General features: G+C 38.2%; 23 protein-coding genes. 10 read left to right on the top strand and 13 right to left on the bottom strand.

Going from position 1 to position 25,250, the window contains the following annotated elements:
• Positions 1-30 precede the first annotated feature (30 nt).
• The 4 genes from NE848_RS04005 (at position 31) to NE848_RS03990 (ending at position 3,421) form a co-directional block, all read left to right on the top strand.
• Positions 31-876, top strand: coding sequence for a restriction endonuclease (locus NE848_RS04005; protein WP_252110921.1), 846 nt, complete (start codon positions 31-33; stop codon positions 874-876).
• Complete coding sequence (locus NE848_RS04000) at positions 866-2,233, top strand: MBL fold metallo-hydrolase RNA specificity domain-containing protein (RefSeq protein ID WP_252110920.1); 1,368 nt, start codon at positions 866-868, stop codon at positions 2,231-2,233. Before NE848_RS04005 ends, NE848_RS04000 begins: the two co-directional genes overlap by 11 nt.
• Before the next feature lie 100 nt (positions 2,234-2,333).
• Positions 2,334-2,777: a VOC family protein gene (locus NE848_RS03995; protein WP_252110919.1), complete on the top strand. Its 444-nt coding sequence runs from the start codon at positions 2,334-2,336 to the stop codon at positions 2,775-2,777.
• A gap of 56 nt (positions 2,778-2,833) precedes the next feature.
• Positions 2,834-3,421, top strand: a complete 588-nt coding sequence (locus tag NE848_RS03990; RefSeq protein WP_252110918.1) for a hypothetical protein — start codon at positions 2,834-2,836, stop codon at positions 3,419-3,421.
• Positions 3,422-3,470: 49 nt separating this feature from the next.
• Here the strand turns inward: NE848_RS03990 and NE848_RS03985 are convergent, their stop codons facing one another.
• Positions 3,471-3,857, bottom strand: coding sequence for a DUF302 domain-containing protein (locus tag NE848_RS03985; RefSeq protein WP_252110917.1), 387 nt, complete (start codon positions 3,855-3,857; stop codon positions 3,471-3,473).
• Positions 3,858-4,027: 170 nt separating this feature from the next.
• Between NE848_RS03985 and NE848_RS03980 the strand changes: the two genes are divergently transcribed.
• Both NE848_RS03980 and NE848_RS03975 read left to right on the top strand, forming a co-directional pair.
• Positions 4,028-4,471 carry an Hsp20/alpha crystallin family protein gene (locus tag NE848_RS03980; protein WP_252110916.1) on the top strand — a complete coding sequence of 148 codons (444 nt, stop codon included), beginning with the start codon at positions 4,028-4,030 and terminating at the stop codon, positions 4,469-4,471.
• A 154-nt stretch (positions 4,472-4,625) separates the two neighbouring features.
• A complete protein-coding gene (locus NE848_RS03975) occupies positions 4,626-5,765 on the top strand; it encodes a formylglycine-generating enzyme family protein (protein ID WP_252110915.1) in 1,140 nt (379 codons plus the stop codon).
• A gap of 157 nt (positions 5,766-5,922) precedes the next feature.
• Here the strand turns inward: NE848_RS03975 and NE848_RS03970 are convergent, their stop codons facing one another.
• From NE848_RS03970 to NE848_RS03960, 3 genes are all read right to left on the bottom strand, one after another.
• Complete coding sequence (locus tag NE848_RS03970) at positions 5,923-7,332, bottom strand: sulfatase (RefSeq protein WP_252110914.1); 1,410 nt, start codon at positions 7,330-7,332, stop codon at positions 5,923-5,925.
• Between the two features lie 126 nt (positions 7,333-7,458).
• Entirely contained in the window at positions 7,459-8,157 is a 699-nt protein-coding gene (locus NE848_RS03965; protein WP_252110913.1) for an NUDIX hydrolase, read from the bottom strand.
• A gap of 178 nt (positions 8,158-8,335) precedes the next feature.
• A complete protein-coding gene (locus NE848_RS03960; RefSeq protein WP_252110912.1) occupies positions 8,336-9,121 on the bottom strand; it encodes a hypothetical protein in 786 nt (261 codons plus the stop codon).
• Between the two features lie 604 nt (positions 9,122-9,725).
• Here NE848_RS03960 and NE848_RS03955 point away from each other — a divergent pair.
• The 3 genes from NE848_RS03955 (at position 9,726) to NE848_RS03945 (ending at position 13,130) form a co-directional block, all read left to right on the top strand.
• Positions 9,726-9,968, top strand: a complete 243-nt coding sequence (locus tag NE848_RS03955; protein ID WP_252110911.1) for a hypothetical protein — start codon at positions 9,726-9,728, stop codon at positions 9,966-9,968.
• A gap of 3 nt (positions 9,969-9,971) precedes the next feature.
• Positions 9,972-11,726, top strand: coding sequence for a tetratricopeptide repeat protein (locus NE848_RS03950; protein WP_252110910.1), 1,755 nt, complete (start codon positions 9,972-9,974; stop codon positions 11,724-11,726).
• Positions 11,727-11,909: 183 nt separating this feature from the next.
• A complete protein-coding gene (locus tag NE848_RS03945; RefSeq protein ID WP_252110909.1) occupies positions 11,910-13,130 on the top strand; it encodes a patatin-like phospholipase family protein in 1,221 nt (406 codons plus the stop codon).
• 18 nt (positions 13,131-13,148) lie between these two features.
• Here NE848_RS03945 and NE848_RS03940 read toward each other — a convergent pair whose 3' ends face one another.
• From NE848_RS03940 to NE848_RS03905, 8 genes are all read right to left on the bottom strand, one after another.
• Positions 13,149-13,553, bottom strand: coding sequence for a group III truncated hemoglobin (locus tag NE848_RS03940; RefSeq protein WP_252110908.1), 405 nt, complete (start codon positions 13,551-13,553; stop codon positions 13,149-13,151).
• 3 nt (positions 13,554-13,556) lie between these two features.
• Complete coding sequence (locus NE848_RS03935) at positions 13,557-13,838, bottom strand: hypothetical protein (RefSeq protein ID WP_252110907.1); 282 nt, start codon at positions 13,836-13,838, stop codon at positions 13,557-13,559.
• A gap of 397 nt (positions 13,839-14,235) precedes the next feature.
• Positions 14,236-15,249, bottom strand: coding sequence for a class 1 fructose-bisphosphatase (gene fbp / locus NE848_RS03930; protein WP_252110906.1), 1,014 nt, complete (start codon positions 15,247-15,249; stop codon positions 14,236-14,238).
• Between the two features lie 12 nt (positions 15,250-15,261).
• Positions 15,262-16,683: a purine-cytosine permease family protein gene (locus tag NE848_RS03925; protein ID WP_252110905.1), complete on the bottom strand. Its 1,422-nt coding sequence runs from the start codon at positions 16,681-16,683 to the stop codon at positions 15,262-15,264.
• A gap of 14 nt (positions 16,684-16,697) precedes the next feature.
• Entirely contained in the window at positions 16,698-17,843 is a 1,146-nt protein-coding gene (locus NE848_RS03920; RefSeq protein ID WP_252110904.1) for an alpha-hydroxy acid oxidase, read from the bottom strand.
• A 1-nt stretch (position 17,844) separates the two neighbouring features.
• Positions 17,845-19,218, bottom strand: coding sequence for an FGGY-family carbohydrate kinase (locus NE848_RS03915; protein ID WP_252110903.1), 1,374 nt, complete (start codon positions 19,216-19,218; stop codon positions 17,845-17,847).
• Positions 19,219-19,231: 13 nt separating this feature from the next.
• A complete protein-coding gene (locus NE848_RS03910) occupies positions 19,232-20,512 on the bottom strand; it encodes a sugar isomerase (protein ID WP_252110902.1) in 1,281 nt (426 codons plus the stop codon).
• A gap of 123 nt (positions 20,513-20,635) precedes the next feature.
• Positions 20,636-22,732, bottom strand: coding sequence for a bifunctional aldolase/short-chain dehydrogenase (locus NE848_RS03905; RefSeq protein WP_252110901.1), 2,097 nt, complete (start codon positions 22,730-22,732; stop codon positions 20,636-20,638).
• Positions 22,733-22,896: 164 nt separating this feature from the next.
• Between NE848_RS03905 and NE848_RS03900 the strand changes: the two genes are divergently transcribed.
• Complete coding sequence (locus NE848_RS03900) at positions 22,897-23,943, top strand: GntR family transcriptional regulator (protein ID WP_252110900.1); 1,047 nt, start codon at positions 22,897-22,899, stop codon at positions 23,941-23,943.
• Here the strand turns inward: NE848_RS03900 and fucP are convergent.
• A complete protein-coding gene (gene fucP, locus NE848_RS03895; protein WP_252110899.1) occupies positions 23,935-25,245 on the bottom strand; it encodes an L-fucose:H+ symporter permease in 1,311 nt (436 codons plus the stop codon). The two genes, NE848_RS03900 and fucP, sit on opposite strands and share 9 nt — an antisense overlap.
• Positions 25,246-25,250: the final 5 nt, after the last annotated feature.

Here is a 25,250-nt window from a genome sequence, read left to right as displayed (position 1 = left end):
GTATCTTAACACTATTCTGATCTTTCACTGATGCAAAACACTGAGCTTGATATTATTAAATCTTCCGGAGAAAAGGTAAAATTCTCATTTTCCAAGCTCAGGAACTCCTTATTAAAAAGTGGTGCCGATAAGAAAACCATGAAATATGTACTTGATGAGATGCGCAATGAACTCTATCAGGGAATTTCCACACGGGAGATCTACAACCGGGCATTTGCTCTGTTAAAGCAGGTCAAATCGGTATACGCTTCAAAATATAAATTGAAGAATGCCATATATGAATTAGGCCCTACGGGATTTCCATTTGAAAAATATGTTGGCAGGATCCTGACTTCACAAGGTTATGAAGTTTCGTTTAATCAAACAGTGTTGGGAAAATGTGTAAAACACGAGATCGATGTGATAGCGATTAAGAATAATACTCGAAATCTTATTGAATGTAAATTCCACAGTGAAGAAGGTCGCAATTGCGATGTAAAGGTACCCCTGTATATTCATGCCAGGTTCAACGACATCAAAAATCAAAAAAAGACATCTTATCATGAATCGGGCTGGGTAGTCACCAACACCCGTTTCACTGAAGATGCGGTGCAGTATGCCCGGTGTGTTGGGCTAAAATTGATAAGCTGGAACTATCCGGAAGATAACAGCCTGAAACATTTAATAGATAAATCGCAGCTCTATCCCCTCACGGTTTCGACTCTGCTTTCTAATAAAGAAAAAGAATTCCTGTTGAAAAGAGAGATCGTTCTGGGAAGTGATCTTCTTAAGAATGAATATCTACTGGATCATCTGGGGATTTCCGATTCAAGAAAATCGCGAATACTTTCAGAATTCAAAATACTCTGTACTATAACAAAGGTCGATGGCAACTAAAATAAAAGTTCAGTTCTTAGGGGCTGCAGGTACGGTAACAGGCTCTAAATACTACATAGAAACAAGGGATTTCAGGCTCCTTGTAGATTGTGGTTTATTCCAGGGTTTGAAAGAACTCAGACAGGCCAATTGGGAAGATCTGACAATACCGGTGGAAAAACTGGACTATGTACTGCTTACCCATGGACATCTGGATCATACCGGCTATCTTCCAAGGCTTGTTCAACAGGGTTTTAAAGGTGACATCCTGGGCACTTCCCCCAGCCTTGCCATAGCCAGGATCATACTGATGGATACTGCAAAGATCCAGGAAGAAGAGGCAGAGGAAGCCAACCGTGAGCATTATTCTAAACATGATCCTGCCCTCCCACTTTACACTGAAAAAGATGCGCAAAAAGCCATTGAACTTTTTAAAAGTGTGCAGGAGGACGAATGGATTCAACTTGCTGAAAATATCAGGTTCAGATTAAAATCTGCAGGGCATATTCTGGGTGCCTGTTTCATCGAACTCGAAATTAACGAAAAGACCTTATTGTTTTCGGGAGACCTGGGAAGAAAAGATGACCTACTGCTGTCACCACCTCAAAATCCCCAATGGGCAGATTACCTTTTCCTTGAAAGTACCTATGGCAATAAACTGCATCCCAAAGAAGAGGTAGAAGAAATCCTGGTACGTAATATCAAAGAGATTATAGACAATCGTGGAATCCTTCTTATGGCATCCTTTGCCGTGGAAAGGCTTCAATTGCTCAGTTACATACTCTGGAAGCTCTTTAAAAAGAACAGGATCCCGGATATCCCCGTGTATATTGATAGCCCTATGGGAATAGATGTCACCAGGCTTTTTGAAAAATTTCCTGGCTCTCATATGATCCCGCTTACAGAGTTGAAAGCCATAAAAAACCACTTTGAACTGGTATCCTCATATAGAAGAACCTGGGAGATCATCGATGAACAACGACCAAGAATTGTGATAGCCGGTAGCGGAATGCTTACCGGAGGCAGGATATTGACCTATCTAAAACAATTCATAGACATTCCCTCCACAAGAATAATCCTTACCGGCTTCCAGGCTGAAGGAACCCGTGGAAGACAACTGGAAGAAGGGGCATATGAAATAAAAATCAGGGACAAATATTATCCCGTAAATGCTAAAATAGAAAAGATCGAAAGCCTTTCAGCCCATGCGGATCAAGCCGAACTTATTGAATGGTGCCGCAACATCAAGAATATCCCTGAAGAAGTGTTCCTTATTCACGGAGAAAGGCAGGTAACAGATGCATTCAGGGTCAAACTGGAATCTGAGTTCAACTGGAATATCAAAATTCCCTCATTAAAGGATATAGTAGAACTCTGAATGAATCAGAAAATTTAAATCAAAACATTTCTCAGGGAATCCTTATCTTTAGTTAATGATCTATTATACAAGATCCCATAACCAGTAAATCTGAAATAAAATGGATACTACAGTAAATATCTATCTCACCTTCAACGGAGACTGTAAAGAGGCCTTTGATTTTTACAAATCGGTATTTGGTGGGGAGTATACTAACATATCAACCTTTGGTGATATGCCTCCTCAGGAAGACATGCCGCCGATCTCTAATGAAGATAAAGACAAGATCATGCATGTATCCCTACCTATAAGTAAAGAAACCATGCTAATGGGAAGTGATACCGGTGGAGAGTGGGCTAAAAATTTTAAGAAAGGAAATAATTTTTCCATCTCGGTGAATACCGCCAGCAAGCAGGATGCCGACCGTATATTCAATAAACTATCAGACGGGGGTAAAATAACAATGCCAATGGATAATACTTTCTGGGGTTCCTATTTTGGTATGTTCAGTGATAAATTTGGCATTAACTGGATGGTAAGCTTTGAGCTGGCCGGACAATCCTAAAAACTGAAATAAGAAAAATCATAATAAATATCTTTAATAATCAAATACCTTAAACCATGGAGAGATTAATCCTGCCTGTTTTCCTTTTTGTCAGCCTAACAGCCTGTTCCCAATCGAATATCCTGCCTGCTGAGATACAAATCAAAACTGCACTGCTTGCTGCGCCCGAAGAAGAACGCAGTGGAGCAAAGGTCTATGGCTATGCTGAAAATGGAAAGATGATGGTGCTAAAGGAAGGTACTAATAACATGATCTGTATTGCCGACAACCCGGATTTCGAAGGAATTCAGGTGGCATGTTATTCTAAAAAACTGGAACCTTTTATGGCGCGAGGAAGGGAACTCTCTGCCGAAGGTAAATCGGAAATGGAAAAGAGGAAGATCCGTAAAGAGGAAGTGGAATCAGGAAAACTGAAAATGCCTGATGCTCCCAGTACTTTATACGTATTTTCCGGTTCTGACGAAAACTACAATAAAGAAACCGGAGAGCTTAAGGATGGGAAATTCAGATATGTGATTTATATACCTTATGCCACAACCGAGTCTACCGGTCTACCGGCTAAACCTGAAGCTCCAGGAATGCCATGGCTCATGGATCCTGGAACACACAGAGCGCATATCATGATAAGTCCCGCAAACAATTAAAGAGAATTCTTCTATAAGACTATAAGAAGTTCAGTTTAAACTGAACTTCTTATACGTTCTCTACAACCTTAAGTAATTTCTTTGCGATCTCCTTTGCAATATCAACCAATTCCTCATTCTCCACCGCCTGCATAGAGGCTACAGGATTTACTGCGGCAATCTCAACTTTCCCATCGTCAAGCTGCTGAAGTATCACATTACACGGCAACATGGTACCTATTTTATCTTCAGCTGTCAGGGCTTTATGTGCATAAGGTGCATTACATGCGCCCAAAATCTGGTATCTACGGAAATCTACATCGAGTTTCTTTTTAAAGGTTTCGTTCACATTGATCTCAGTGAGAACACCGAAACCTTCACTTTCCAGTTCATTTATAACTCTTTCCTGAACGGTATCAAAATCACCTTCTACTGTTTTATGAAAATAATAATTCATGGCCATAATTTTTATTCTGTTAAAGTTAGAAAATCATAGCTAAGGCGTAAGTAACCAGGGTTACAAATCTTTAAAAAAAATTCAATTAAAAAATGATGGATGTCATACTTTTTGAAATTTATAGGGCGTAAATTCAAGGTGAATTGAATCATTAATTTAAAAAGTTGGCCATGTCTTTAGTTAAAACCAAAAAACAAAGATTTCCCTGGATGAATGGTGGTTTAGCCAAATCATTTGGACTAGATGATCTCTTTGAAGATGATTTCTTTACTTCAGAAAGGAAACTTCCTGCGATGAATGTAAAAGAACATGAAGATGACTTTGAAATTGAGTTTGCCGTTCCAGGCTTCTCAAAAGAGGATTTTGAAGTTGATATGGAAAACGATCTTTTATATGTTTCTGCCGAAAAAAGTGCTGAAAATGTAGAAGATGAAGACGATTATACCCGTAAAGAGTTTAGTTATTCAAGTTTTCACAGAACCCTTCAACTACCCAATAGTGTTGACGTATCAAAAGATGTAAAGGCAAAATACAAAGACGGTATTCTAAAACTTCAGTTATTCAAAAACAAAGAAGCAGGTAAGACAAAACGTAAACGAATTGATATTTCTTAGTTTAAATAATTCGCTTACAAAAAAAGGGATGCAAAAGCATCCCTTATTATTTGAGAAAAACGAAAAGTATTTCAAAATTACTTCAGGTTAATGGGTAGCCTGTTATATTTGCAAGTATCTGTTCAAATAAACAGGATTAAATTAAGAAAGCAATATGATTTTTTCTCAAAAGCACAATTTTCAAACATTTAAACTCCTAGTATTCGCTCTAAGCTTCCTATTTATCCAATGTAAAGAGAATCAGAAGAATGCAGAAGAAACGAAAAAAGAAAATGTAAGTGAAAATCTTGAACTAAAGACTACATACTCCGATAATATAAATGTCCCCGAGGGTATGGTATGGATTCCTGGAGGTAAATTTATTCAGGGAGCCGTGGAAGGAGATGAGATGGCTTTAAGTCATGAAAAGCCTGCCCATAAGGTAGCTGTTGATGGCTTCTTTATGGATGAAACTGAAGTTACAAATGCCGAATTTAAAGAATTTGTGGAGGCTACAGGTTATAAAACAGTGGCAGAAAGAGATATCATCTGGGAAGATATAAAGAAACAGCTTCCACCGGGAACTCCAAAACCTCCTGATTCCGTTCTACAACCTGGCTCGCTTATTTTCCGCAAGACCGAAAGTAGCGTTCCCAACCTGTATGATTATACTCAGTGGTGGGAATGGAAAGTAGGAGCCAACTGGAAACATCCTCAGGGACCTGGTAGCAGTATTGAAGGAAAAGAAGATTATCCTGTTGTCCATATTGCCTATGAAGATGCCGCAGCTTACTGCGAATGGGCCGGAAGAAGACTCCCTACAGAAGCTGAATGGGAATATGCCGCAAGAGGCGGAATGGACACGAAATTCGCATGGGGTGATGATGCTTCAAAACTTTCGGAACATGCAAATACCTGGGAAGGTGAATTTCCTACCGAAAATACCAAAACTGATGGCTATGAAAATAAGGCTCCAGTAAAATCATATCCACCTAATGAATTTGGGTTGTATGACACCACAGGAAATGTTTGGGAATATACCCAGGACTGGTATAATACCGGATATTACAGTAAATTAAAGGATGAAGGACTTGCCATTAACCCCCAGGGTCCTGATAAACCATATAATCCTAATAATCCTCAAATCCCAGAGAAGGTAATTAAAGGGGGCTCTTTTTTATGTGCAGCATCCTATTGTGCGAGTTACAGGCCATCTGCGAGAATGGCAAACGCCATGGACTCGTCTCAGGAACATCTGGGTTTTAGAACGGTGGTAACTGAAGAAATGCTAAAAGAGCAGCAAATGAAAAAATAATCGAATTAAAAACCGGGAGAAATACTCCCGGTTTTTTTATATAACAGTAGGGGGTATTTCTTACGAAAAAAGTATTCTTCAATGTTCCATTCATGAGGAGCTTTGAAGAATTTTCATTCCTTATCAAAAGGAGAAACTTAAATTCATTCAAGACATTTCAATCAAGATTAGGAGATTGAGCATTTACATCTTTTTTCCAATCAAGTAGTTTTTGGTACAAATAGTCTGTTTTCTCAGGCATTTGCTCAATTAAATTATTGGTTTCACCAGGATCGGCTTCAAGGTTGTAAAGTTCTTTCCGGCCGTCTATATAGAACTCAATAAGTTTATAATTGCCTTCCCTGATAGCACTGCTCATTTTATTTTTAGCATTTGCAGTCTCAGAAGGGTAATGCCAGTATAGAGGTCTCGTTTCAGGAGACTTTTGCTCTGTGAACAATGGGAGAAGACTTATACCATCCAGTTTCTGTTCCCCATGGCTCACCTGCGCTAACTGTAAAAATGTAGGATAGAAATCAATACTGGAAACAGGCTCATGAGTGACCAATCCAGGTTTAACCTTACCTGGCCACCTAATTATCAAAGGTTCCCTGATACCTCCTTCATATAGCAAAGTTTTGAAACCTCGTAAATAAGAGTTATTTCCAGAGTTGGGAGCACCACCGTTATCAGAGAAAAAAATCAAAACAGTATTTTCGGCCAATCCAGTACTTTCAAGTTTTTCCATAATCTCACCTACACCAGCGTCTATTCTTTCGAGCATTGCAGCTAAATATGGATTATCTATATGATTCGCCAGGTGTCTCCCTCGTTTCTGCCCATCATATAGCTTTTCGGCCATTCCGTCTCCGTACTTATCATTAAATTTTTTCTTGTATTTAATAACCAGATTTTCAGGTGCATCCAGAATAGTATGAACACTATAATGAGAAAGATATAAAAAGAAGGGCTGCTCCTTATTCCTTTCAATAAAATCTATTGCCTCATCCACCAGCCTATCTGTAAGAAATTCTCCTTCTTCCCCCTTCTCATTTAGAGTAGCTGCTTTATCGTAAGGAAAGAAATAATCCCCGCCTGCAATATATTTGGTCTCACTTCCTATCACTTCATCAAAATGATGGTCTCGAGGACCTCCCTGAATATTCCCGAAATGAGTATCAAGATGCCATTTTCCGATAATTCCGGTATGATAACCTGCCTGGGAAAGCGCCTCATTGATCGTAACATGGTCTTCAGGTCTCAGGTATACTTCCGATCGTGGAGCCAGAAAGTCGGTAATGCCAACTCTTGCAGGATACTGACCGGTAACGATGCTCGCCCTTGTTGGAGAACATACAGGTGCGGCCGCATAAGCATGAGTAAATCTCATTCCCTGGGAAGCTAGTTTATTAAGATTAGGGGTTTCATTAAAATTATTTCCGTAGCTATTCAATTCTCCCCATCCCAGATCATCGGCCATTATAAAGACAATATTGGGAAGATCGATATTGGAATCATTTTGCCCGATCACAGGCGCAGACAATATTAGAGAGAGAATTAAAAAAGAAAACGACCTTATATCTTTCATTTTTAAAGCTTAATTTTAAACGTAAGATTTACATTTAAAATTACAAAAAAATTATTCTCATAAGGAAAACCATTTATTTTATTTCATAAAACCCGGAATTAACTAGATGAAATCTGTAATGGACAATTAAATCTCGAAATTAAAACCTTCTTCCAGAAGCTTATGATAGTTCTTATAATCAAATTTATACAGGAAAGCTCCTCTTCTGGAGGTAGTTTTATCCTTTTCATTAAGTTTAATTAAAACGTTTAAGGATAAAACTTTTTTCCGGAAGTTTCTTGAATCTAGTTCTTTACGATATACGGCCTCATAAAGTCTTTGAAGTTGAGGAATAGTAAATTTTTCAGGTAAAAGTTCAAATCCTATTGGTTTATACCTGGCTTTTCTTTTAATTCTATCAAGAGCATCCTTAACCATCTGATTATGATCAAGTACAAGTTCAGGCACTTCGTCAATATCATACCAGTCGGCACCATGCCTTTTCACCAGTTCCTTATCATACTCGCCAATACGGATAAGGGCATACTGAGCAATTGAAATACATCTATATCCGGGATCCCTGTCTGTCTTGCCATAGGATTTTAGTTCTTCCATAAAGACACCCTCCAGACCTGTGATCTCTTTTAAAACTCTCTTGGCCGCATCCTGGACATCCTCATCGATTCTAACAAAACTTCCAATCAATGACCAGGCTCCCACCAAGGGTTTCACCCTTCTTTTAAAAATAAGTAGTTTTAAATTTCCTTCGTCGAATCCAAAAATCACACAGTCGGTTGCAACATACATCTTGTCCTCCTGTGTGTAAAAGTCTTTTTCTTTACTCATGAACGGGTTGGTAGTTTCGAAACTAAATATATAATTATTTTAACAAAACTATCTATTTACGAAACACCGGAAGAAAAAAAACAATACATTCCATTACTTGAAAATACCTTAATAAAGCTATACTATCAACTGATATTCTCAGGTTACATCATCATAACCATTTAATTAGGTTATATCTCTACCTTACCATTTTTACCAGGGTAGCCCAATAGACCCATTTCATATCACGGGTTTCAAGACCTTTTGCCATTTTATTCTCTAAATCGGGCGTCATACCTCCATCAAAGCTCATAGATTTGAGATACTGTTCCCAATTATCAAACATATTAACCGTCATATGTGATGTATACACCTCGGTTCCCTGTGGCATTAGGACTCTTAATAACTGCCAGTTACCCTTTACTCCCCCATCAACATATTTTTGATGCCAGGGCTTGAAGGTGGTACTTTCAGCATTTTCGTAGGCTTCATACTGGCCTTCTCTAATTTTCATTAGATCGAGGGAAGCTATCATTCCCGGCTTCATTTCAAAATCATCTTCAGTACTGTCTATTACCTCCATGAAAAGTCTTACCGCAAGATCACGTGATCCTCCTGCCATATTCAAACGATTATCCAATTCTTCGTCACTTAAATCGGGATAGGCCATTCGTGCGCTTTCCATAATTCCGTCACCTGCTCTCATCATCTTTAACGGATCGTCAAATACCGTCACTGTTAAGTACTGATAGCCCTGATCTTCACCTCCGGGCAATAATTGCCAGAGGTCCCAGCCTACAATATCTCCACTATTAACACGCTGTTCATGGATCTTTTCCCAAAATTCCTCGGTTTCATAATAAAATGCTTCCTGATCGTTATCTACCTCCATGAATTCAAAAATGAGGTAGGTTTGTGTTTCTTCCTGAGCTAAACTGATGCTCCCCATTAGCACCGCACAAATTAAAATAAATAATCGTTTCATAATCTTCTGGTTTAGTTACATATAAATATACCAAAAAAATCACATTAGATTATTGAAAAACAGATATATACGATCTAAACTCAAAAACCTCGATTGATCAAAGAATATTCAAAATGTGTTGAAATGATCATCATTTTTTAATTTATACAAACTTGATTGATAATTGCAGATAGTAAACCTTACTCATAAAATAGTAGCATATAATGCTTACAATCTTTCTAAATTTAAGCATCAGGTTTGGTATATTTGCCTAGCGGGAATCTTCAACCATCCTGATTAAGGTTTCAAATTTAAAATATGGCCTTCCTTTATTCCCGCGGCGACTAAACATCTTTATTAACATTATTTATTTCAAATTATTTGCTTAAAAACCCTGGCAGTACTTTGAAAAGTAACCTGTTTTTATAATAAAATGTATAGGAGCCATATAAAATTATCTCTAATTGTTGGCATAGGATTAAAAATCTTCTTTCGCAAAATTCCCCCTTTTTTCTTTCTGTTAGTATTTTCTCTATTAGGGTGTAAGAATGATAAAAAAGATGTTTACATAAGTCCCACCAAAGCTGAAGTTCATAATGGCAATTTTGTAGGGTCTAAGTCCTGTATGGATTGCCATCAGAAAGAATATAAGAGCTGGGAAGGCTCTCATCATGATCTGGCAATGAAGATTGCAGATACCAACACAGTGCTTGGAGATTTCAATGATGTTGAATTTGTCCATAAAGGAATTTCCACCCGCTTTTTTAAAAATGGAAAGGATTTTATGGTGAACACTGAAGGCCCTGATGATAAATATCATGATTATAAAGTTGAATATACTTTTGGCGTGGAGCCGCTTCAGCAATAACTGGTGAAATTTCCGAAAGGTCAGTATCAGGTTTTGCTTACTGCATGGGATTCCAAGAAAAAGAAATGGTTCGCACTTCAGGAAGAACTGGATATCAGGCATACTGAATGGATGCACTGGAGCAGAGGTGCCATGAGATGGAATACTATGTGTGCAGATTGCCATTCCACCAATCTTCGGAAAAATTTTGATACTGAAAAGGAAATTTACAACACCGAGTTCAGTGAAATAAATGTGAGTTGCGAAGCCTGTCATGGACCCGCAAGCCTCCATGTAGATTTCTACAAAAATCCTGAAGCTGGCTTGGCTCCTCCCCCACTTTATATGGAAACTGATATGTCTTCAAAAGAAGTGGTAGATAAGTGTGCCCGTTGCCATTCAAGAAGATCCCAGATCACTAAATATTTTGATTACCAGGATCATTTTCTGGATCATTATGATCCTGAGTTATTGGTATATCCCACTTATGAAAGAGATGGCCAGATCAAGGATGAAGACTATGTATATGCTTCTTTCATGCAAAGTAAGATGTATCACTCCGGAGTATCCTGCATTGATTGTCACGATGTTCATACCACGAAAACAAGAAAAACAGGAAATGATCTCTGTTTAAAATGTCATGAAAGCAGTTACGATTATTCTTCACATCATTTCCATAAAGAAGAATCTGAAGCTTCTCTATGCATTAACTGCCATATGACCGGGAAGACATATATGGGCAATGATTTTCGCAGAGATCATAGTTTCAGGATTCCAAGACCGGATCAAACAGTAAAGTACGGAACGCCCAATGCTTGTAATTCCTGTCATGATGATAAAACCGCCGAATGGGCGAGTGAGATTGTTGCCGGAAAATTCGGAGCAGAGCGCCCTGAACATTTTTCAGATTATTTAATCCCTGGACAGCTTGGAGATTATAAGGCATTGGAATATTTAATAAGTAATAAACATTTTCCTGCAATTGTCAGGGCTACAGCAATACGGGAATTCTCCAACAGACCACTTTCTCCTGGAGAACTTAAACTTCTCCAAAAACAACAAAATGACTCTTCAGCGCTTGTTAGAAATGAAGTGGTGAGAGCATTAACCAATATGTCACAGCCTGAACTTTCACAATATATCGATGAATTATTAAATGATACTGTACGCCTGGTAAGGATTAATGCTGCCAGATATTTTACCCTCGCCGATAATCAAACAGCCCGGGATGTTGAAGCCTTTAAAAATGCCAAAGAGGAATATCTGAATTATCTTGAGATGAATGCTGATTTTCCCTCGGGACAGCATCAAATAGGAGTTTATCATGAAGCCAAAGGAGATATTGAAAAGGCAATAAAAGCATATCAAAAGGCTATAGAAATCGACGATCTTAACAATCGATCCAGGATGAATCTGGCACTTCTCCTGTATAAGCAGGATAAGGCCGCAGAAGCAGAAGATCTTTACCTCAAAGTGATCGAACAGGAACCGCAATTTGCCGAAAGCTATTACATGCTTGGGCTTTTATATAATGAAACAGGGCGGCCTGAAAAAGCAATTAATTATCTTTCACAGGCATGTAGGCTGGATACACCGTTAATGAGGGCCTGTTATAATTATGCCTTGCTATTACAACAAAATGGTAAGCATGCTGAATCGGTAACCGTTTTAGAAAAGGCTTTAGATTCTTTTCCTGGAAATGAAAATCTGCTTTACGTTAAATTACTTGGAGAGCTTAAAAGCGGTAAGAATAATGCTGCATTAAAAACAGTAAATTAACTTCTGATAATTTCACCGAATAACATTAATTATCAGGAGATTGAAAAGAATCTTCAAATGAAAACCAGAAGTCCATTGAGAAATTAAAGAAAGCATATTGAAGAAGTTAAATGGTTAAAAAGGGGATAATCCCCCTTCTGTTTAAATCATATTTACGATATTTTGCATTGCAAAATCCCCCCTATGACACCCAACAGATTAATTAATCACCCTGATGTACAACAACTTGCCGAAGAAGCTGTTTCTATTAAGGTAAAAGGAACAGTATATTCTGATATCGTAGACGAGAATGGTAACCAGTATGTAGACCTTGTTCAGGAAGGCGGCGGGGTACTGGGTATTGCCCTGGTTGGTTATACCTATATTCTTGAAAAAGCCGGCATAAGATTTTACAGTCTTGCGGGAACCTCTGCAGGTTCTATCAATGCTCTACTTATGGCTGCACTTGGAAAACCGGGCGAAGCCACTTCCGAAAAAATAATCGATATCATAGGAAATAAGAACTTCTTCGATTTTGTTGATGGGCCTTCGGGTATTAAAAGATTGATTCAGAAAAAAATCGAGAATAAAGGCAGTATTTTCTGGAATATCGTATTCAATGCCTATAAGATCTTTCAGCTATTGAAAAATAAGCTTGGAATTAATCCGGGAGAGAATTTTGAAAACTGGCTTAGTAATATTTTAGAATCCAACGGTATACAAAATCTCAAAGCGCTAAAAGAAAACAGAGAGAAAATTCCGGGCATTACACACCGAAATGACGCTGAATACAAAGCTACTCCACCCAAACTTTCAATTATAACCTCAGAAATCACAACACATTCCAAAGTAGAATTCCCTGTAATGGCTGATTTATACTGGCATAATGCCGAATCTATAGATCCTGCCAAATTCATAAGAACCTCAATGTCTATTCCCTTTTTCTTCTATCCTTACGAAGTTAAAAATATACCCAATGCGGGAAAAATAGGTGATATGAAATGGGATGAATATGTAAGCTATAACGGAAAGGTACCGGATAGTGTGAAATTCGTAGACGGAGGTATGCTGTCTAACTTTCCAATTAATACTTTTCATATTAGAGGGGTTCCTTCCCGCCCTACCTTTGGGGTTCGGTTAAGTACCTACCGGGAAAAATACTCTGATACCGATAAATTTTTCAGTTTTTGTGGATCAATGATCAGTACCATGAGACAAATCCATGATTATGATTTTATTCTGAAAAATCCCGATTATAAAAAGCTTATCTGTAAAATTGATGCTGACGAGAAATATAACTGGTTAAACTTTGGGATGTCGGAAGAAAGACAACAACAGTTATTTCTACTGGGAGCCCAGAAAGCATTAAAGTTCCTTTATGACTTCAACTGGGAAGAATACAAAGAGATCAGAAAGGAATGCTAGATTTCCTTGAAACCAATTTTATTCGTTCTCTTTAAATTGTTTTAAACGATTCTGGTAGATTTTAAGAAAAAGATGAGTTGACATTTTTCTTGCATTATTTTTAGCCCGTTCAGCCAGTTCTCCTTCAAACTTTTCATTGATAGTTTCAAACCAGAGATTTAACCATATTCCAAAATGATACTCGCTTAATTTATTATCATTTTCAGCATCGGTTTTTACATGTGCGTGTATAGGGTTTCCCGAGTAGGAACCAGAAAAAAAGAGGTTGCTCTCCCAGAAATCAGTAAGTTTTTCAATATGAGCATCCCAATCCTGAATACTGTTATTAAAGAAAAAACCAATTTCCTTATTCTTCCTAACCTTGGAATAAAAATCTGAAATTAAAGACTGAACATCCGTCCGGTCTTTTATATTATGCTTCATCTTTTAAATAAGATTGACAATAATTAAAATAGTACTTACAAGGATACTCAGAATAAATGAATTAAGTACGAATTTAGCTTTTAGTTGAGCCAGGAAAGAAGCATTATACCACATACACACAACTACTACGGCACCTAACTGAATCATTTCTATCAATCCATGACCAGTCATTAATATCAACATCGCTGCAATAGATCCAAGACAACTTGAAACAATAATACCGGTTGTTCCGCCTGCATAATAATCCTCCTCAAATTCTGCCAATGATTTCTGATAAAAGTTCAAAACCTATGAATTTAAAATTAAGGTGTAAAACTACGTTTTGAGGCGGGCCTATAATATGACGAAAATCAGTAAAAAGTAGATTGAAATAGGATAGCTTTTTTTATTCCTGAATCTTATGATGGCGAATAATAATGAAAAAACCTCTGGCAAACCAGAGGTTTTTAGATTGATAATGACTGGACGCCAATGAATCTCTTTCACCCCTAGTATTTATTAGGCTTAACGTAATTCTTGATTTTTTGAACTCACGTTTTATTCAAAAAATAAATAGAATGTATTAATATAATTTAATATTTCAACACCTACCAAAACTAATCAATTTTCTCAAAAACATTACATGTAGAAATGAAAAGAGAAGTAATAATTTAAGTATCTAAAAGATAGTCCAGTTTCAAATTCAATCCTCCTTATTTTCCCTGATAAATTTTTCGGCTATCTCAACTATTTCTGAGTTTCCACAAATAAAGGGAGCTCTTTCATGAAGTTCTGAAGGCTGGATATCCAGAATTCTTTTTTCTCCATCACTGGCTTTTCCTCCGGCCTGTTCGGTTAAAAAAGCCATCGGATTGCATTCATACAATAGTCTTAATTTTCCTTTAGGTGAGGTACTCCCTTGCGGATAAAGGTATATACCCCCCATTAACATATTCCGATGAAAGTCGGCTACAAGAGAGCCGGTATATCTTGCTGTATAAGGTCGTCTTTCCTTCTTGTCTAGCTCTTGCATCCATTTAATTAGCTTTTTAATGCCCTTCGGAAAATGAATATAATTTCCCTCATTAACTGAGTAGATAGATCCTTCTTTTGGAAATTTAATATCCGGATGCGAAAGAAAAAAAGAACCGATGCCAGGGTCAAAGGTGAAACCATTCACTCCATTACCTGTGGTATAAACTAATATTGTAGAAGTGCCATAAATTAAATAACCTGCAGCAACCTGATTTTTACCAGGCTGTAAAAAATCTTCTTCGGTAACTTTTGTACCCTCCGGAGAGATTCGATGATAGATACTAAAAATAGTCCCCACTGTAATATCCACATCTATATTAGAAGAGCCATCTAAAGGATCCATCAGCACGACATATTTAGCTTCTTTATTGATATCATCCTCAAAAGAAATATAGTCCTCCAATTCTTCCGAAGCCAGACCACAAATTTCTCCCCTGTTCTTCAGAGTACTTATAAAAATATCATTGGCTAGAATATCCAGTTTCGCCTGAGTCTCTCCCTGAATATTTTCAGTACCCACTTTACCCAAAATCTGGGCTAAGCCTGCTTTATTAATTTTTTGATTAACCATTTTACCTGCTAGCTTTATAGAACTAAGCAAGGCTGTTAATTCTCCTTTTGCATAAGGGAAATCCTTTTGATTTTCCACTATAAACTCTCCAAGTGTAATTGGTCTTTCCATAATATTTAAGTGTTAGTGGACCTGAGTCTCCCTGACCTCTTTTTTACTGAAAATCAAAAACAAAATACCACAAGTGATCCATGCAGGTAAAATAACAAAAGATAGGAATACATTAAAGTAAATTGAAATAAAATAAAATACTCCAAAGCTTAACAACCATGCCCAAAAAACGGCATTATTGAAATTACTTCCAGAGTTTTCAGCATAGAATTTCTGAATTCCGAATTTCTTTCCGAAGAAATATTCAAAAACAATAATAGCTCCTACAGGTGCCAGAATAAATCCGTACAGAGCCACAAAACCTAAAAGCTTCATAGCGAATGCCGGAAATAGGCCTGCGATAGTCGCTACCGTTCCCGCTAAAATTGTGACCCAAAAGGTTGATAATTTGGGCATAATTGCCTGAAAAGCAAGACCGGCCCTGTATATGGTTGGATTTGCAGTTGTCCAACCTGCAAGAATTACCGCAACAATCCCAAATACCCCAATGGCGTTATATGCCAGGGGTCCGGGAGCCACATCAGGTGCAGTACCGGCCTGTAATAATGTCTGGGCTTCTGGAGATTTCAAATAGACAGCATACAAAAGAGCGGCGGCGATCCATGCCATGTAATGACCTACATACATACCTGCGGCGGTGGTCCATCCCGATGATGCTTTCTTCGCAAATCGAAACACTGACAAATCTGACATCCCTACATGCATGGCCGCATTCGCAAACCATGACCAGATGACCACATGCCAGAAACCATATTTTATTTGCCCCGGGAAAGGCTCAGATCCTTCTCCCCAAATGGCCCAGAATTCTGAAAAACTGGAAACATCCAGCTGGGTTAAAGCAACGATCCCACAAGCAATAAAGGCTATAACGATAATTGGTGACATCCAGTTAGCTGCTTTTGATACGGTTTCATAACCTTTTGCAGCGATGAGGGATATTATTGCTCCTATAACCAATACAACGATGACCCACACAGAACTGTTAGGAAGTGTATCGGTGAGTTTAGGCATTGGCATATCAAATGGTATTCCCACCGCCGTAGCCGATACAGTTATCATGGCTCCTGCGAGAAAACAGAAAAGCACTCCATTGGCCAGATTATAAAAAGTAACCAGCTTCTTGCCACAAATTCTTTCAAGATGATAATAAAGTGTAAGTCGATATTTTACCGCAATTTCAGCTGTTAGAAACCTCCATGAGAGTACAGCCAGTAAATTCCCAACCAGTAAGCCAACTATCAGATCAAAAGCACTAACTCCTGTAGTTAGAAACAGAGGACCAATCACGAATTCAGTTCCGGCGGCATGCTCACCTGCATACATTCCTAAAAAACTTGTCCAACTTTTCAATTTGGATTGCGGTACCGGCTGGCGTTCGAATTCCCCTCCGGCTGTTTCCTCTATTACTTCTTCTTCTGTACTATATAGCGTCATATATTATATTGGCTTTATTGAGAGACAAGGTGTTTGGGCAAGTCTTCTATCCTATTGCAGCATAACTGGTCCATTACCTGCTTAAACTGAGTTTTGAGAATACTTATGGTATGATCTCCCCCTTTGTTTCCAAGAGCTGCAGCACCATACATAAAGGACCTCCCCATAAATGTAAATTTTGCTCCGGAAGCAATTGCTCTTGCAATATCTGGTCCCGATCTCAAGCCACTATCCATCATTATTTCTATTTGATCACTATATTTTTCAGTGATATGCTGAAGGGAGTGGATGGTAGACTCTCCTGCATCTAATTGCCTTCCTCCGTGGTTAGAAATTATGATCCCGTCAAAACCCATTCTAATGGCATCTTCGGTATCCTGCACTGAAGCAACTCCTTTTAAAACAAGTTTCCCCTTCCATTTATCGCGGATAGGTTTGATAAGCTCTTCATTGAGTCTGCCCGAAAAAGTCCTGTCCATAAACTGTCCCAGTTGCTTCAAATTCAAACCTTCAGGCGTATAGGGTTTAAGGTTTTCAAAAGTAGGTTGCCCATATTTAAGTGTATTAATTGCCCAGGCGGGTTTTCCCAGGATCTGAAGTATATTCCTTAATGACATCTTTGGCGGGAGTGCCAGTCCATTCCTAATATCTCTTGGACGATATCCAAACGTTGGCACATCGCAAAGCAATACCAGGACGGGGCAGCCTGCATCTGCAGCCCTATCCAGAATATCATTCCTAACTGAATCTTCTACTGGATTATATAGCTGGAACCAGGCCCGGCCATCGGTTAGTCTACTAGCCTCTTCTATATCCATAGTAGTCACTGTGCTTAACACAAAAGGAATGTTGTGCTCATTTGCTGCTTTAGCAAGTATCTGTGGAGAATTTGGCCACATTAACCCCTGTAAACCTACAGGTGCAATTCCAAAAGGAGCATCAAATTCCATCCCCAAAACTTTTGTTTTGGTGGAACTTTCTCCATAGTTCTGCAGGTATCTTGGTTCGAGCTGGACATCCCTGATTTCTGCCGTATTCCGATAAATATTTACATCATCATTGCATCCCCCGTCCAGATATTCAAACGCAAATGCAGGTAAGCGCTTTTTCGCTTTTTCCCTTAGATCGTCTACCGATGGATACTGTGAATTAACCGCCATATTATTTGATTATAAAAGGAACATGCTTTTTAAGTGAGTAATTCTTTTTCAGGAATTTGGAATTCAGTTTTTTATCTGAAATAGCTATGGCAGCACCAAGGGCAGAGCCCAGCGACGACTTGGTAGTGCGAAGGGTCATATTGCGAAGGTAATGAGACAGTAATTGTATATAGACATTATTGTCTGTAAAACCTCCGTCTACAAAAAGTTTATAGACCTTATTGTCACCGGCCACTGTTTTTATACTATCAATCTGGATAAGTACCAGCTCAACCATTAACTGGTGATATGCATGCTCTATTTTATCAAAATTTAAGGAAGTCTTTGCTGGCATATTTTCTGTTTGGAAATTGAACCATTTGAATTGCGGCTCAAAATCCTTAATCAGCTCATAATATACATCGTAGTTAAAATCAATCTTTTTATGAAAGTCCTTTGGAGCCTTATAGTAGTCGGCCAGAAATTCAACCTGTTTCCTGTATTCGTTCCCAAGAAATATCCTGGAAGCTTTAACGGCCTTTCCGTTAATACGCATGTAATTTATGCAACCTTTTTCAACCTCTTCCGGTGTAAGTTTTGAATCGGAAAAAGGATTGAAAGAAATACTCCATGTACCTGTAGATACAAGGATAAAGGATTTCTTTACACTGCGCACATAAGGTAGCAGAGCTGATGAACTATCATGAATACCCACACCAATTTTTATACGATAGCCATTATAGTTCATATTGAAACTGGTTTCTGTAGAAACTATCGGAGGCAATATAAGGTGTATCTTTTCATGGTAAACCCAATCATGGTAATCCCTTTTTTCATAATCCCAGAGAGAAGTATGACAACCTATACTGGTAAATTCGGTCACCGGAACACCTGTAAAAATATAACTAAGATATTGCGGAAGGTGAAGGGAGTATCTTATCTTCTTAAAAACCTCGGGTTTTGTCATTTTGATCCAATACAACTGCATGCCAGAGTTTAGCATTCCGGCCCTGGGAGAGCCGGTCTTTTTCGAAAAATCTTCCTGAGGTCCATACTTCTTATAAAAGTCCTCAATTACAGACTCATCAATCTCCTTGGTATAATTATATAGATAGGTAAGAGGATTACCATTTTCATCCAGATGTACCAGGCTGGCACCATACGTTGAAAAATTGATTGCCTTTACGTTATACTTTTCCGATTTCAGAATGTTATTAAACACGTCCTTTAACCATGATTTCAAAGCTTCCAGGTCTTCAGTAGGATAGCCGTCTTCGTCCCTTATCTCAGGAATCTTTGTGTAATCCCGGTATATCTCCTGAAAATCATCATCAAAAAGAAAAAATTTCTTATTAGTCTTTCCTATATCAAAAACAGCTGTAACTTTCTCACTCATCTTAATAATTTTTCTAAAGGCCGGAAGCTCTGGAAGAGGTTCCTCTTTCTTCTATAAGTTGTTTTCGCACCTTAAAACTACGGTATGCCTCTAGAGGATTTATCGCTGCATTCGTCTCCTTTCTAGCAGCTTTTAAAAGAGATCTAACATCCGTTCTATAAGCATCTTGCAGTAATTCCTGGCATTTTACCACATCACTCTCCTGTTGGGCCTCATATAAAGCTTTGCGGTCTACTAAAAGTGCCTGAGCATAGGCTATGAGAATGGCTTCCAGAGATTGGATCAGGTCTTCCAAAGGATCTTTTGTATTATGGCTTGCATCGATCATCCAGGCAAGATCCGGATTTTGAGAATTATTCTCCATTCCATAGACCAATTCATTAAAGATTAGAAATAGAGAATAAGGCTTTATCGATCCTACCGTAAGATCATCATCCCCATATTTACTATCATTAAAATGGAAACCTCCCAGTTTTCCCTTTAGCATTAAAGTAGCTACAATCTGTTCAATATTAGTATTGGGTAAATGATGCCCAAGGTCTACCAGGGTCATTGCTTTTTCACCACAGGCATTTGCCAGCATAAAAGAGGTCCCCCAGTCCTGGATGGTCGTACTGTAAAAGTTTGGTTCATATGGTTTATATTCTATAAACATTCTCCAATCTTCGGGAAGATCGCTGTATATTTTCTTCAAGCTATCCTCTGTATTTTGAAGAGCGGTCTGAAAATTCAACTGGCCTGGAAAATTGGCCCCGTCGGCCAACCAAACCGTAAGAGATTTAGAACCCAACTCTTTTCCGATTCTAATCACCTCCTTGTTATGCTCAACAGCCTGTTCTCTTGCATTTTTGTGTACGCTGTTTAAAGAACCAAATTTATAAGTATGTTCTAAATGAGGCTGATCCTGAAAAGTATTGGAATTCATGGCATCGAAAAGTATTCTGTGACTCTCAGCCTTTTCTTTAATAGCATTGACATCAGAAGGAATATCCCACGGAATATGGAGCGATACAGCTCCTGCCGTCTTGGTAAGGCTATTCAAAATACCAATATCATCCAGTTTCTGTTCCAGGGAACTTGGCTCTCCTCCATAGGAGAACCTGCCAAACCTGGTACCTCCAGCTCCCAGTGCCCAACTTGGAATAGCCACATTAAAGGAACCCAGCTTTTTAATTATTTCATCTACCGAAATGCCTTTTTTTGAAAATTTATTATTCAAATAGTCAATTTCCGATTCATACGAATCATCCTCGTGTTTATTAAAATCGAATATCTGATTGGTAGTTAATTTCATGCTTAAAATTTGAATAAATAATTAGTTCCTTTTAACTAAATTAGGAGAATCTCGGGTATTTTTTATTGTAAAAGGAAATATAAAGGGGAGAAAGTTCATAATTAAGAACATTCTCTCTGCTCTCTATCGTGGGAATGCATTTGCCATTCCTCCATCAACATTTATTATGTTTCCTGTACTTTTTTCAAGGATCCCAACACAGGCAAAAACTCCGTTGGCAATATCTTCAGGAAGAATGATCTCCTTTAGAAGGTTACGCTTGGCATAATGTGCTGGTAGATCTTTCACATCAATTCCATAAGCTTTTGCACGACCTTCAGCCCATTCTCCTTCCCAGATGCGGCTCCCTACGATCACTCCATCCGGATTCACCGTGTTAACCCTTATATGATCTTCGCCGAGCTCTGCAGCAAGCAACCTTGTCATATGTTGCTGGGCAGCTTTAGCCGTTCCGTAACCTACATTGTTAGGACCCGAAACCAGTCCATTTTTACTGGCAATATTTACAATATCACCACCAAGCCCTTGCTTTTTCATTATTTCAACACCTTTTTTAGCCATGAGGAACTGACCTTTCACAAGCACATCCTGAAGTAGCTCCCAGTCAGACAGCTCGGTATCTTCCAACGATTTAGAAATTGCCAGACCTGCTGAGTGTATTACCATATCCACTCCTCCAAAGGCCAGAACTGCCTCCTCATAGGCTTTCTGTATTGAATCGGCTTTAGTCACATCACAAATGGCAGTTGCCACTTCATCTCTATTATAGGTTTCAAGTGCTTCCTTAAGATTATCCTTACTTATATCGGTTAAAACCACATTGGCTCCTTCGGCTACCAGCTTATCTGCAATTGCTTTTCCAATTCCTCCTGCACCGCCGGTTACAATAGCAACTCTTCTTGAAAGAGGTTTTTCTTTAGGCATTCTCTGGAGTTTTGCTTCTTCCAGTAACCAGTACTCAATATCAAAAGCTTCCTGTCTTGGCAATGATGTATATGCCGAAATAGACTCGGCACCTCGCATTACATTGATAGCATTTACATAGAACTCGCTGGCTACACGTGCTGTTTGTTTATTTTTTGCAAAACTAAACATTCCGACTCCCGGATAAATAATGATCACCGGATTAGGGTCACGCATAGCGGGACTATTGTCGTGCTTATGCTTTTCGTAATATTCTTTATATTCTTCCCTGTATTTTCCGAATAAAGGCTCCAGTTTCCCCTTGATCTCCTCAGTATTTGACAGATCTTCATTAGAATCTAAAGTAAGAATCAATGGCTGGATCTTCGTTCTTAGAAAATGATCAGGACAGGAAGTCCCCATAGGTGCCAGTCTTTCAAGGTCAGTACTGTTAATATATTCAAGAACTGTATCACTATCGGTAAAGTGACCTATCATCTGATTTTCTGAAGATGCCATGCCTCTTAACAGAGGCATTAATTGTGCAGCTTTCTTTTTACGCTCTTCTGCGGGAAGACTTTCTACTTTCTGACCGCCAAAAACCTCTCCATTTTCCGTTACTTTTTTAGCTATATATTCAGAAGCCCGTTCTATCACTTCCAGGCTGTTCATATAGCATTCATAAGAGGTATCACCCCAAGTGAATAACCCATGACTCCCAAGAACAATCCCTCTTATATCGGGGTTTTCTTCAAGACATTTTTCGAGTTGAAGCCCAAGATCAAATCCCGGACGTTGCCAAGGCACCCAGCCCATACTATCTCCCCAAATTTCCTTTGTAACGGCTTCACTGTCTTTTGCAGCAGCCACAGCTATAAGTGCATCGGGATGTAAATGATCTATATGTTTAAATGGCAATAGACCATGTAACGGAGTATCTATGGAAGGTGCTTTACTGTCAAGATCGTAAATACAATGATTGAAAAGACCTACCATGCGGTCTTCATCTTCAATTCCCTGATATACTTTCTTTAAATTACGAAGTCTTTCAGTATATAATCCGGCTATCCCAGATCGCGTTAAGGTGCCTATATCTCCACCTGAACCCTTAACCCACATCACTTCAACCTCTTCATTGGTTAGAGGATCCTTTTCTATTGTTTTACAGCTCGTATTTCCGCCACCATAATTAGTAATTCTTAAATCCTGTCCTAAAATATTAGATCGGTAGAGAAATAGTGCTACCTGATCATCTCCAAGAGATTTTGCCTTCTTTTCATCCCATAGATAATCAACATACTGAAAAGCTTTTTCCATCTTATTTTTAATTTCTTTTATGTATTACGCTCATTTCAAAAATAATTTTATCATAACTTGGTTCCATCCTGTAGTGTACTGCAATAAATAATAGATGTGCAGTATTTTCTTTTTAATTGTATTATTTGTTTAATTTTAACACCATTGTCCAAACATTACTTTTAATGGAAAAAGGTTTCGATATTCAGGTTAATGATTCATCGCGTATTCCTAAATACAAACAAATTGTAGATTCTTTTATAAATGAGATTGCCAGAGGAAAGCTTAAAATAGGTCAAAAAGTTCCATCCATCAATGAATTAAGTGAAGAGCTCTACCTTTCACGGGATACCGTTGAAAAGGCCTATAAACAGCTAAAGGAGCAGAAGGTTATTCTTTCGGTTAAAGGAAAAGGCTATTATATTGCCAAAAACGACCTGATCTCAAAGGTAAATGTATTTTTCCTTATAAATAAACCCAGTTCCTATAAGATGCGTATATATCATTCCTTTGTAAATACTCTTGGAGTGAACGGGCATGTGAACCTTTATATTTATCATTGTGATGAATCTCTTTTTGTAAGAGCCATTGAAAAGAACCTAGGTGCTTTTGATTATTATGTGATAATGCCACATTTTAAGGATGAAAACCTTAACCACGCCAGTTATACTCCTGAGGTATTGAAAGCATTGGAATCCATACCAAAAGATCGTCTTGTGCTAATAGATAACGCCAAACCTAATATTGAAGGAGATTATGGAAGTATTTACCAGGACTTTAGGGAAGACATCTATAACGCCTTGAATGAGGGACTTCAAAAACTAAAAAAATATGATAAGATAATCCTAGTTTATCCAAGTAAATCTGTATTTCCATATCCAAAAAGAATTTTACATGGATTCAGACAATTTTGTATTGAGCATAATTTTGATTTTGAGATTCTCGATGAAATATATGAAGATATGGAACTGCAGAAACGCGATGTTTATATCACCATTGAAGAAATGGATCTGGTAAACCTTGTAAAACAAATGCGAGAGAGAAATATGAAACCTGGTGAAGATATAGGTGTCATCTCATATAATGAAACCCCTTTAAAAGAGCTTCTGGGAATAACAGTAATAACCACCGACTTTAAAGCTATGGGTGAAACTGCCGCCTATATGGTGCTTAAGAATAAAAAGGAAAAGGTTAAAAATGTTTTTAAGTATATTGAAAGAAATTCAGTCTAACCGTCGGCTTATACTTTTACCATAAATAAATACTACAAAAAAACATAAAAGCGGCAACACAAAAGAGAAGTTCACTTCTGGTACTCCTAATATCAGGGTATCAGTATAACCTGTTCCTCCCCAGTCTAAAATAATTCCCTGTAGTGGAGGCATTAGCGCTCCACCTACAATAGCCATAACAAGAAAGGCTGCTCCAAACTTGGCGTCCCGGTCCAGGCCTTCCAGTGCAACACCGTAGATTGTGGGGAACATGATCGACATAAAAAAGGAGATAGTGACAAGAGCATAAAGCCCTATCATACCAGGTACGAAAATCGTTACCAATGTGCAAACTGAAGCCCCTACACCAAAATAGAATAACAAATCTCCAGAGTTGAGATACTTTAATAAGGCTGTTCCAATCCATCTTCCAGTAAGAAAAACTACCAAAGCTGCAATTCCATAATTCACGGCTGTTGCATTATCAATTCCAATAGATTCGGCGTACTGATAGAGATAGGTCCATACCATTATCTGGGCTCCAACATAGAACATCTGTGCGACCACTCCCCAGGCAAATTTTCCGTTTTTAAATAATCTTGAAATAGAATTCCTGATATTGGCTTTGGCCTCCTGATCTTTATTTTGAGGCATATTGGTAAAAAGTATAATCATAAAAAAAGCTATCACTACCAAACCAAGTATCACGTAAGGATCTCGTATTACAGAAAGATCGGAAGTTCTTATAGTACTTCTCTGACTTTCATCAAGGGTTTCATATAACAGTTGTCCTGAGGGAGTAAGATCATCTGACTGCAATGCACTTAAAATATAATTCTGAGCGACTATAAGTCCTGCAAGGGCTCCCATTGGATTGAATGCCTGCGCAAGATTCAATCGCCGTGTGGCGGTTCTGGGATCACCCATCGCCAATATGTAAGGATTGGCTGTTGTCTCCAGAAAGGCAAGACCAAAGGTTAAAATATATAATGCCGTCAGGAAAAAATAAAATTCTTCATAGGCTGCAGCAGGATAGAATAACAAAGCCCCAACAGCATATAAAGCCAAACCTAATAAGACTCCTTTTTTATAGGAATATTTGTTGACAAATATCGCAGCAGGTAATGCCATTGTAAAGTAACCTCCGTAAAAGGCCAACTGGACCAGTGAAGCCTTAAAATTATCAAGTTCCAGTACCTTTTTAAATGCTGAAACCATTGGATTGGTTATATCGTTCGCGAAACCCCATAACGCAAATAATGATGTAACCAGAATAAAAGGAAGTAATACTTTTTTTGAAACTACCGGAGCTTTCTTATCCATTCTCT

This window comes from Gramella jeungdoensis, assembly GCF_023805255.1.
Lineage (GTDB): Bacteria > Bacteroidota > Bacteroidia > Flavobacteriales > Flavobacteriaceae > Christiangramia > Christiangramia jeungdoensis.
Note: the sequence above shows the minus strand (reverse complement) of the source record. Positions and strands in the feature narration are given on the sequence as shown.

What these genes read in the sequence shown, in the direction of transcription:
- NE848_RS04005 (WP_252110921.1), top strand. Translation starts at nt 31, where the DNA reads ATGCAAAACACTGAGCTTGATATTATTAAATCTTCCGGAGAAAAGGTA.
- NE848_RS04000 (WP_252110920.1), top strand. Translation starts at nt 866, where the DNA reads ATGGCAACTAAAATAAAAGTTCAGTTCTTAGGGGCTGCAGGTACGGTA.
- NE848_RS03995 (WP_252110919.1), top strand. Translation starts at nt 2,334, where the DNA reads ATGGATACTACAGTAAATATCTATCTCACCTTCAACGGAGACTGTAAA.
- NE848_RS03990 (WP_252110918.1), top strand. Translation starts at nt 2,834, where the DNA reads ATGGAGAGATTAATCCTGCCTGTTTTCCTTTTTGTCAGCCTAACAGCC.
- NE848_RS03985 (WP_252110917.1), bottom strand. Translation starts at nt 3,857, where the DNA reads ATGAATTATTATTTTCATAAAACAGTAGAAGGTGATTTTGATACCGTT.
- NE848_RS03980 (WP_252110916.1), top strand. Translation starts at nt 4,028, where the DNA reads ATGTCTTTAGTTAAAACCAAAAAACAAAGATTTCCCTGGATGAATGGT.
- NE848_RS03975 (WP_252110915.1), top strand. Translation starts at nt 4,626, where the DNA reads ATGATTTTTTCTCAAAAGCACAATTTTCAAACATTTAAACTCCTAGTA.
- NE848_RS03970 (WP_252110914.1), bottom strand. Translation starts at nt 7,332, where the DNA reads ATGAAAGATATAAGGTCGTTTTCTTTTTTAATTCTCTCTCTAATATTG.
- NE848_RS03965 (WP_252110913.1), bottom strand. Translation starts at nt 8,157, where the DNA reads ATGAGTAAAGAAAAAGACTTTTACACACAGGAGGACAAGATGTATGTT.
- NE848_RS03960 (WP_252110912.1), bottom strand. Translation starts at nt 9,121, where the DNA reads ATGAAACGATTATTTATTTTAATTTGTGCGGTGCTAATGGGGAGCATC.
- NE848_RS03955 (WP_252110911.1), top strand. Translation starts at nt 9,726, where the DNA reads ATGGATTGCCATCAGAAAGAATATAAGAGCTGGGAAGGCTCTCATCAT.
- NE848_RS03945 (WP_252110909.1), top strand. Translation starts at nt 11,910, where the DNA reads ATGACACCCAACAGATTAATTAATCACCCTGATGTACAACAACTTGCC.
- NE848_RS03940 (WP_252110908.1), bottom strand. Translation starts at nt 13,553, where the DNA reads ATGAAGCATAATATAAAAGACCGGACGGATGTTCAGTCTTTAATTTCA.
- fbp (WP_252110906.1), bottom strand. Translation starts at nt 15,249, where the DNA reads ATGGAAAGACCAATTACACTTGGAGAGTTTATAGTGGAAAATCAAAAG.
- NE848_RS03925 (WP_252110905.1), bottom strand. Translation starts at nt 16,683, where the DNA reads ATGACGCTATATAGTACAGAAGAAGAAGTAATAGAGGAAACAGCCGGA.
- NE848_RS03920 (WP_252110904.1), bottom strand. Translation starts at nt 17,843, where the DNA reads ATGGCGGTTAATTCACAGTATCCATCGGTAGACGATCTAAGGGAAAAA.
- NE848_RS03915 (WP_252110903.1), bottom strand. Translation starts at nt 19,218, where the DNA reads ATGAGTGAGAAAGTTACAGCTGTTTTTGATATAGGAAAGACTAATAAG.
- NE848_RS03910 (WP_252110902.1), bottom strand. Translation starts at nt 20,512, where the DNA reads ATGAAATTAACTACCAATCAGATATTCGATTTTAATAAACACGAGGAT.
- NE848_RS03905 (WP_252110901.1), bottom strand. Translation starts at nt 22,732, where the DNA reads ATGGAAAAAGCTTTTCAGTATGTTGATTATCTATGGGATGAAAAGAAG.
- NE848_RS03900 (WP_252110900.1), top strand. Translation starts at nt 22,897, where the DNA reads ATGGAAAAAGGTTTCGATATTCAGGTTAATGATTCATCGCGTATTCCT.
- fucP (WP_252110899.1), bottom strand. Translation starts at nt 25,245, where the DNA reads ATGGATAAGAAAGCTCCGGTAGTTTCAAAAAAAGTATTACTTCCTTTT.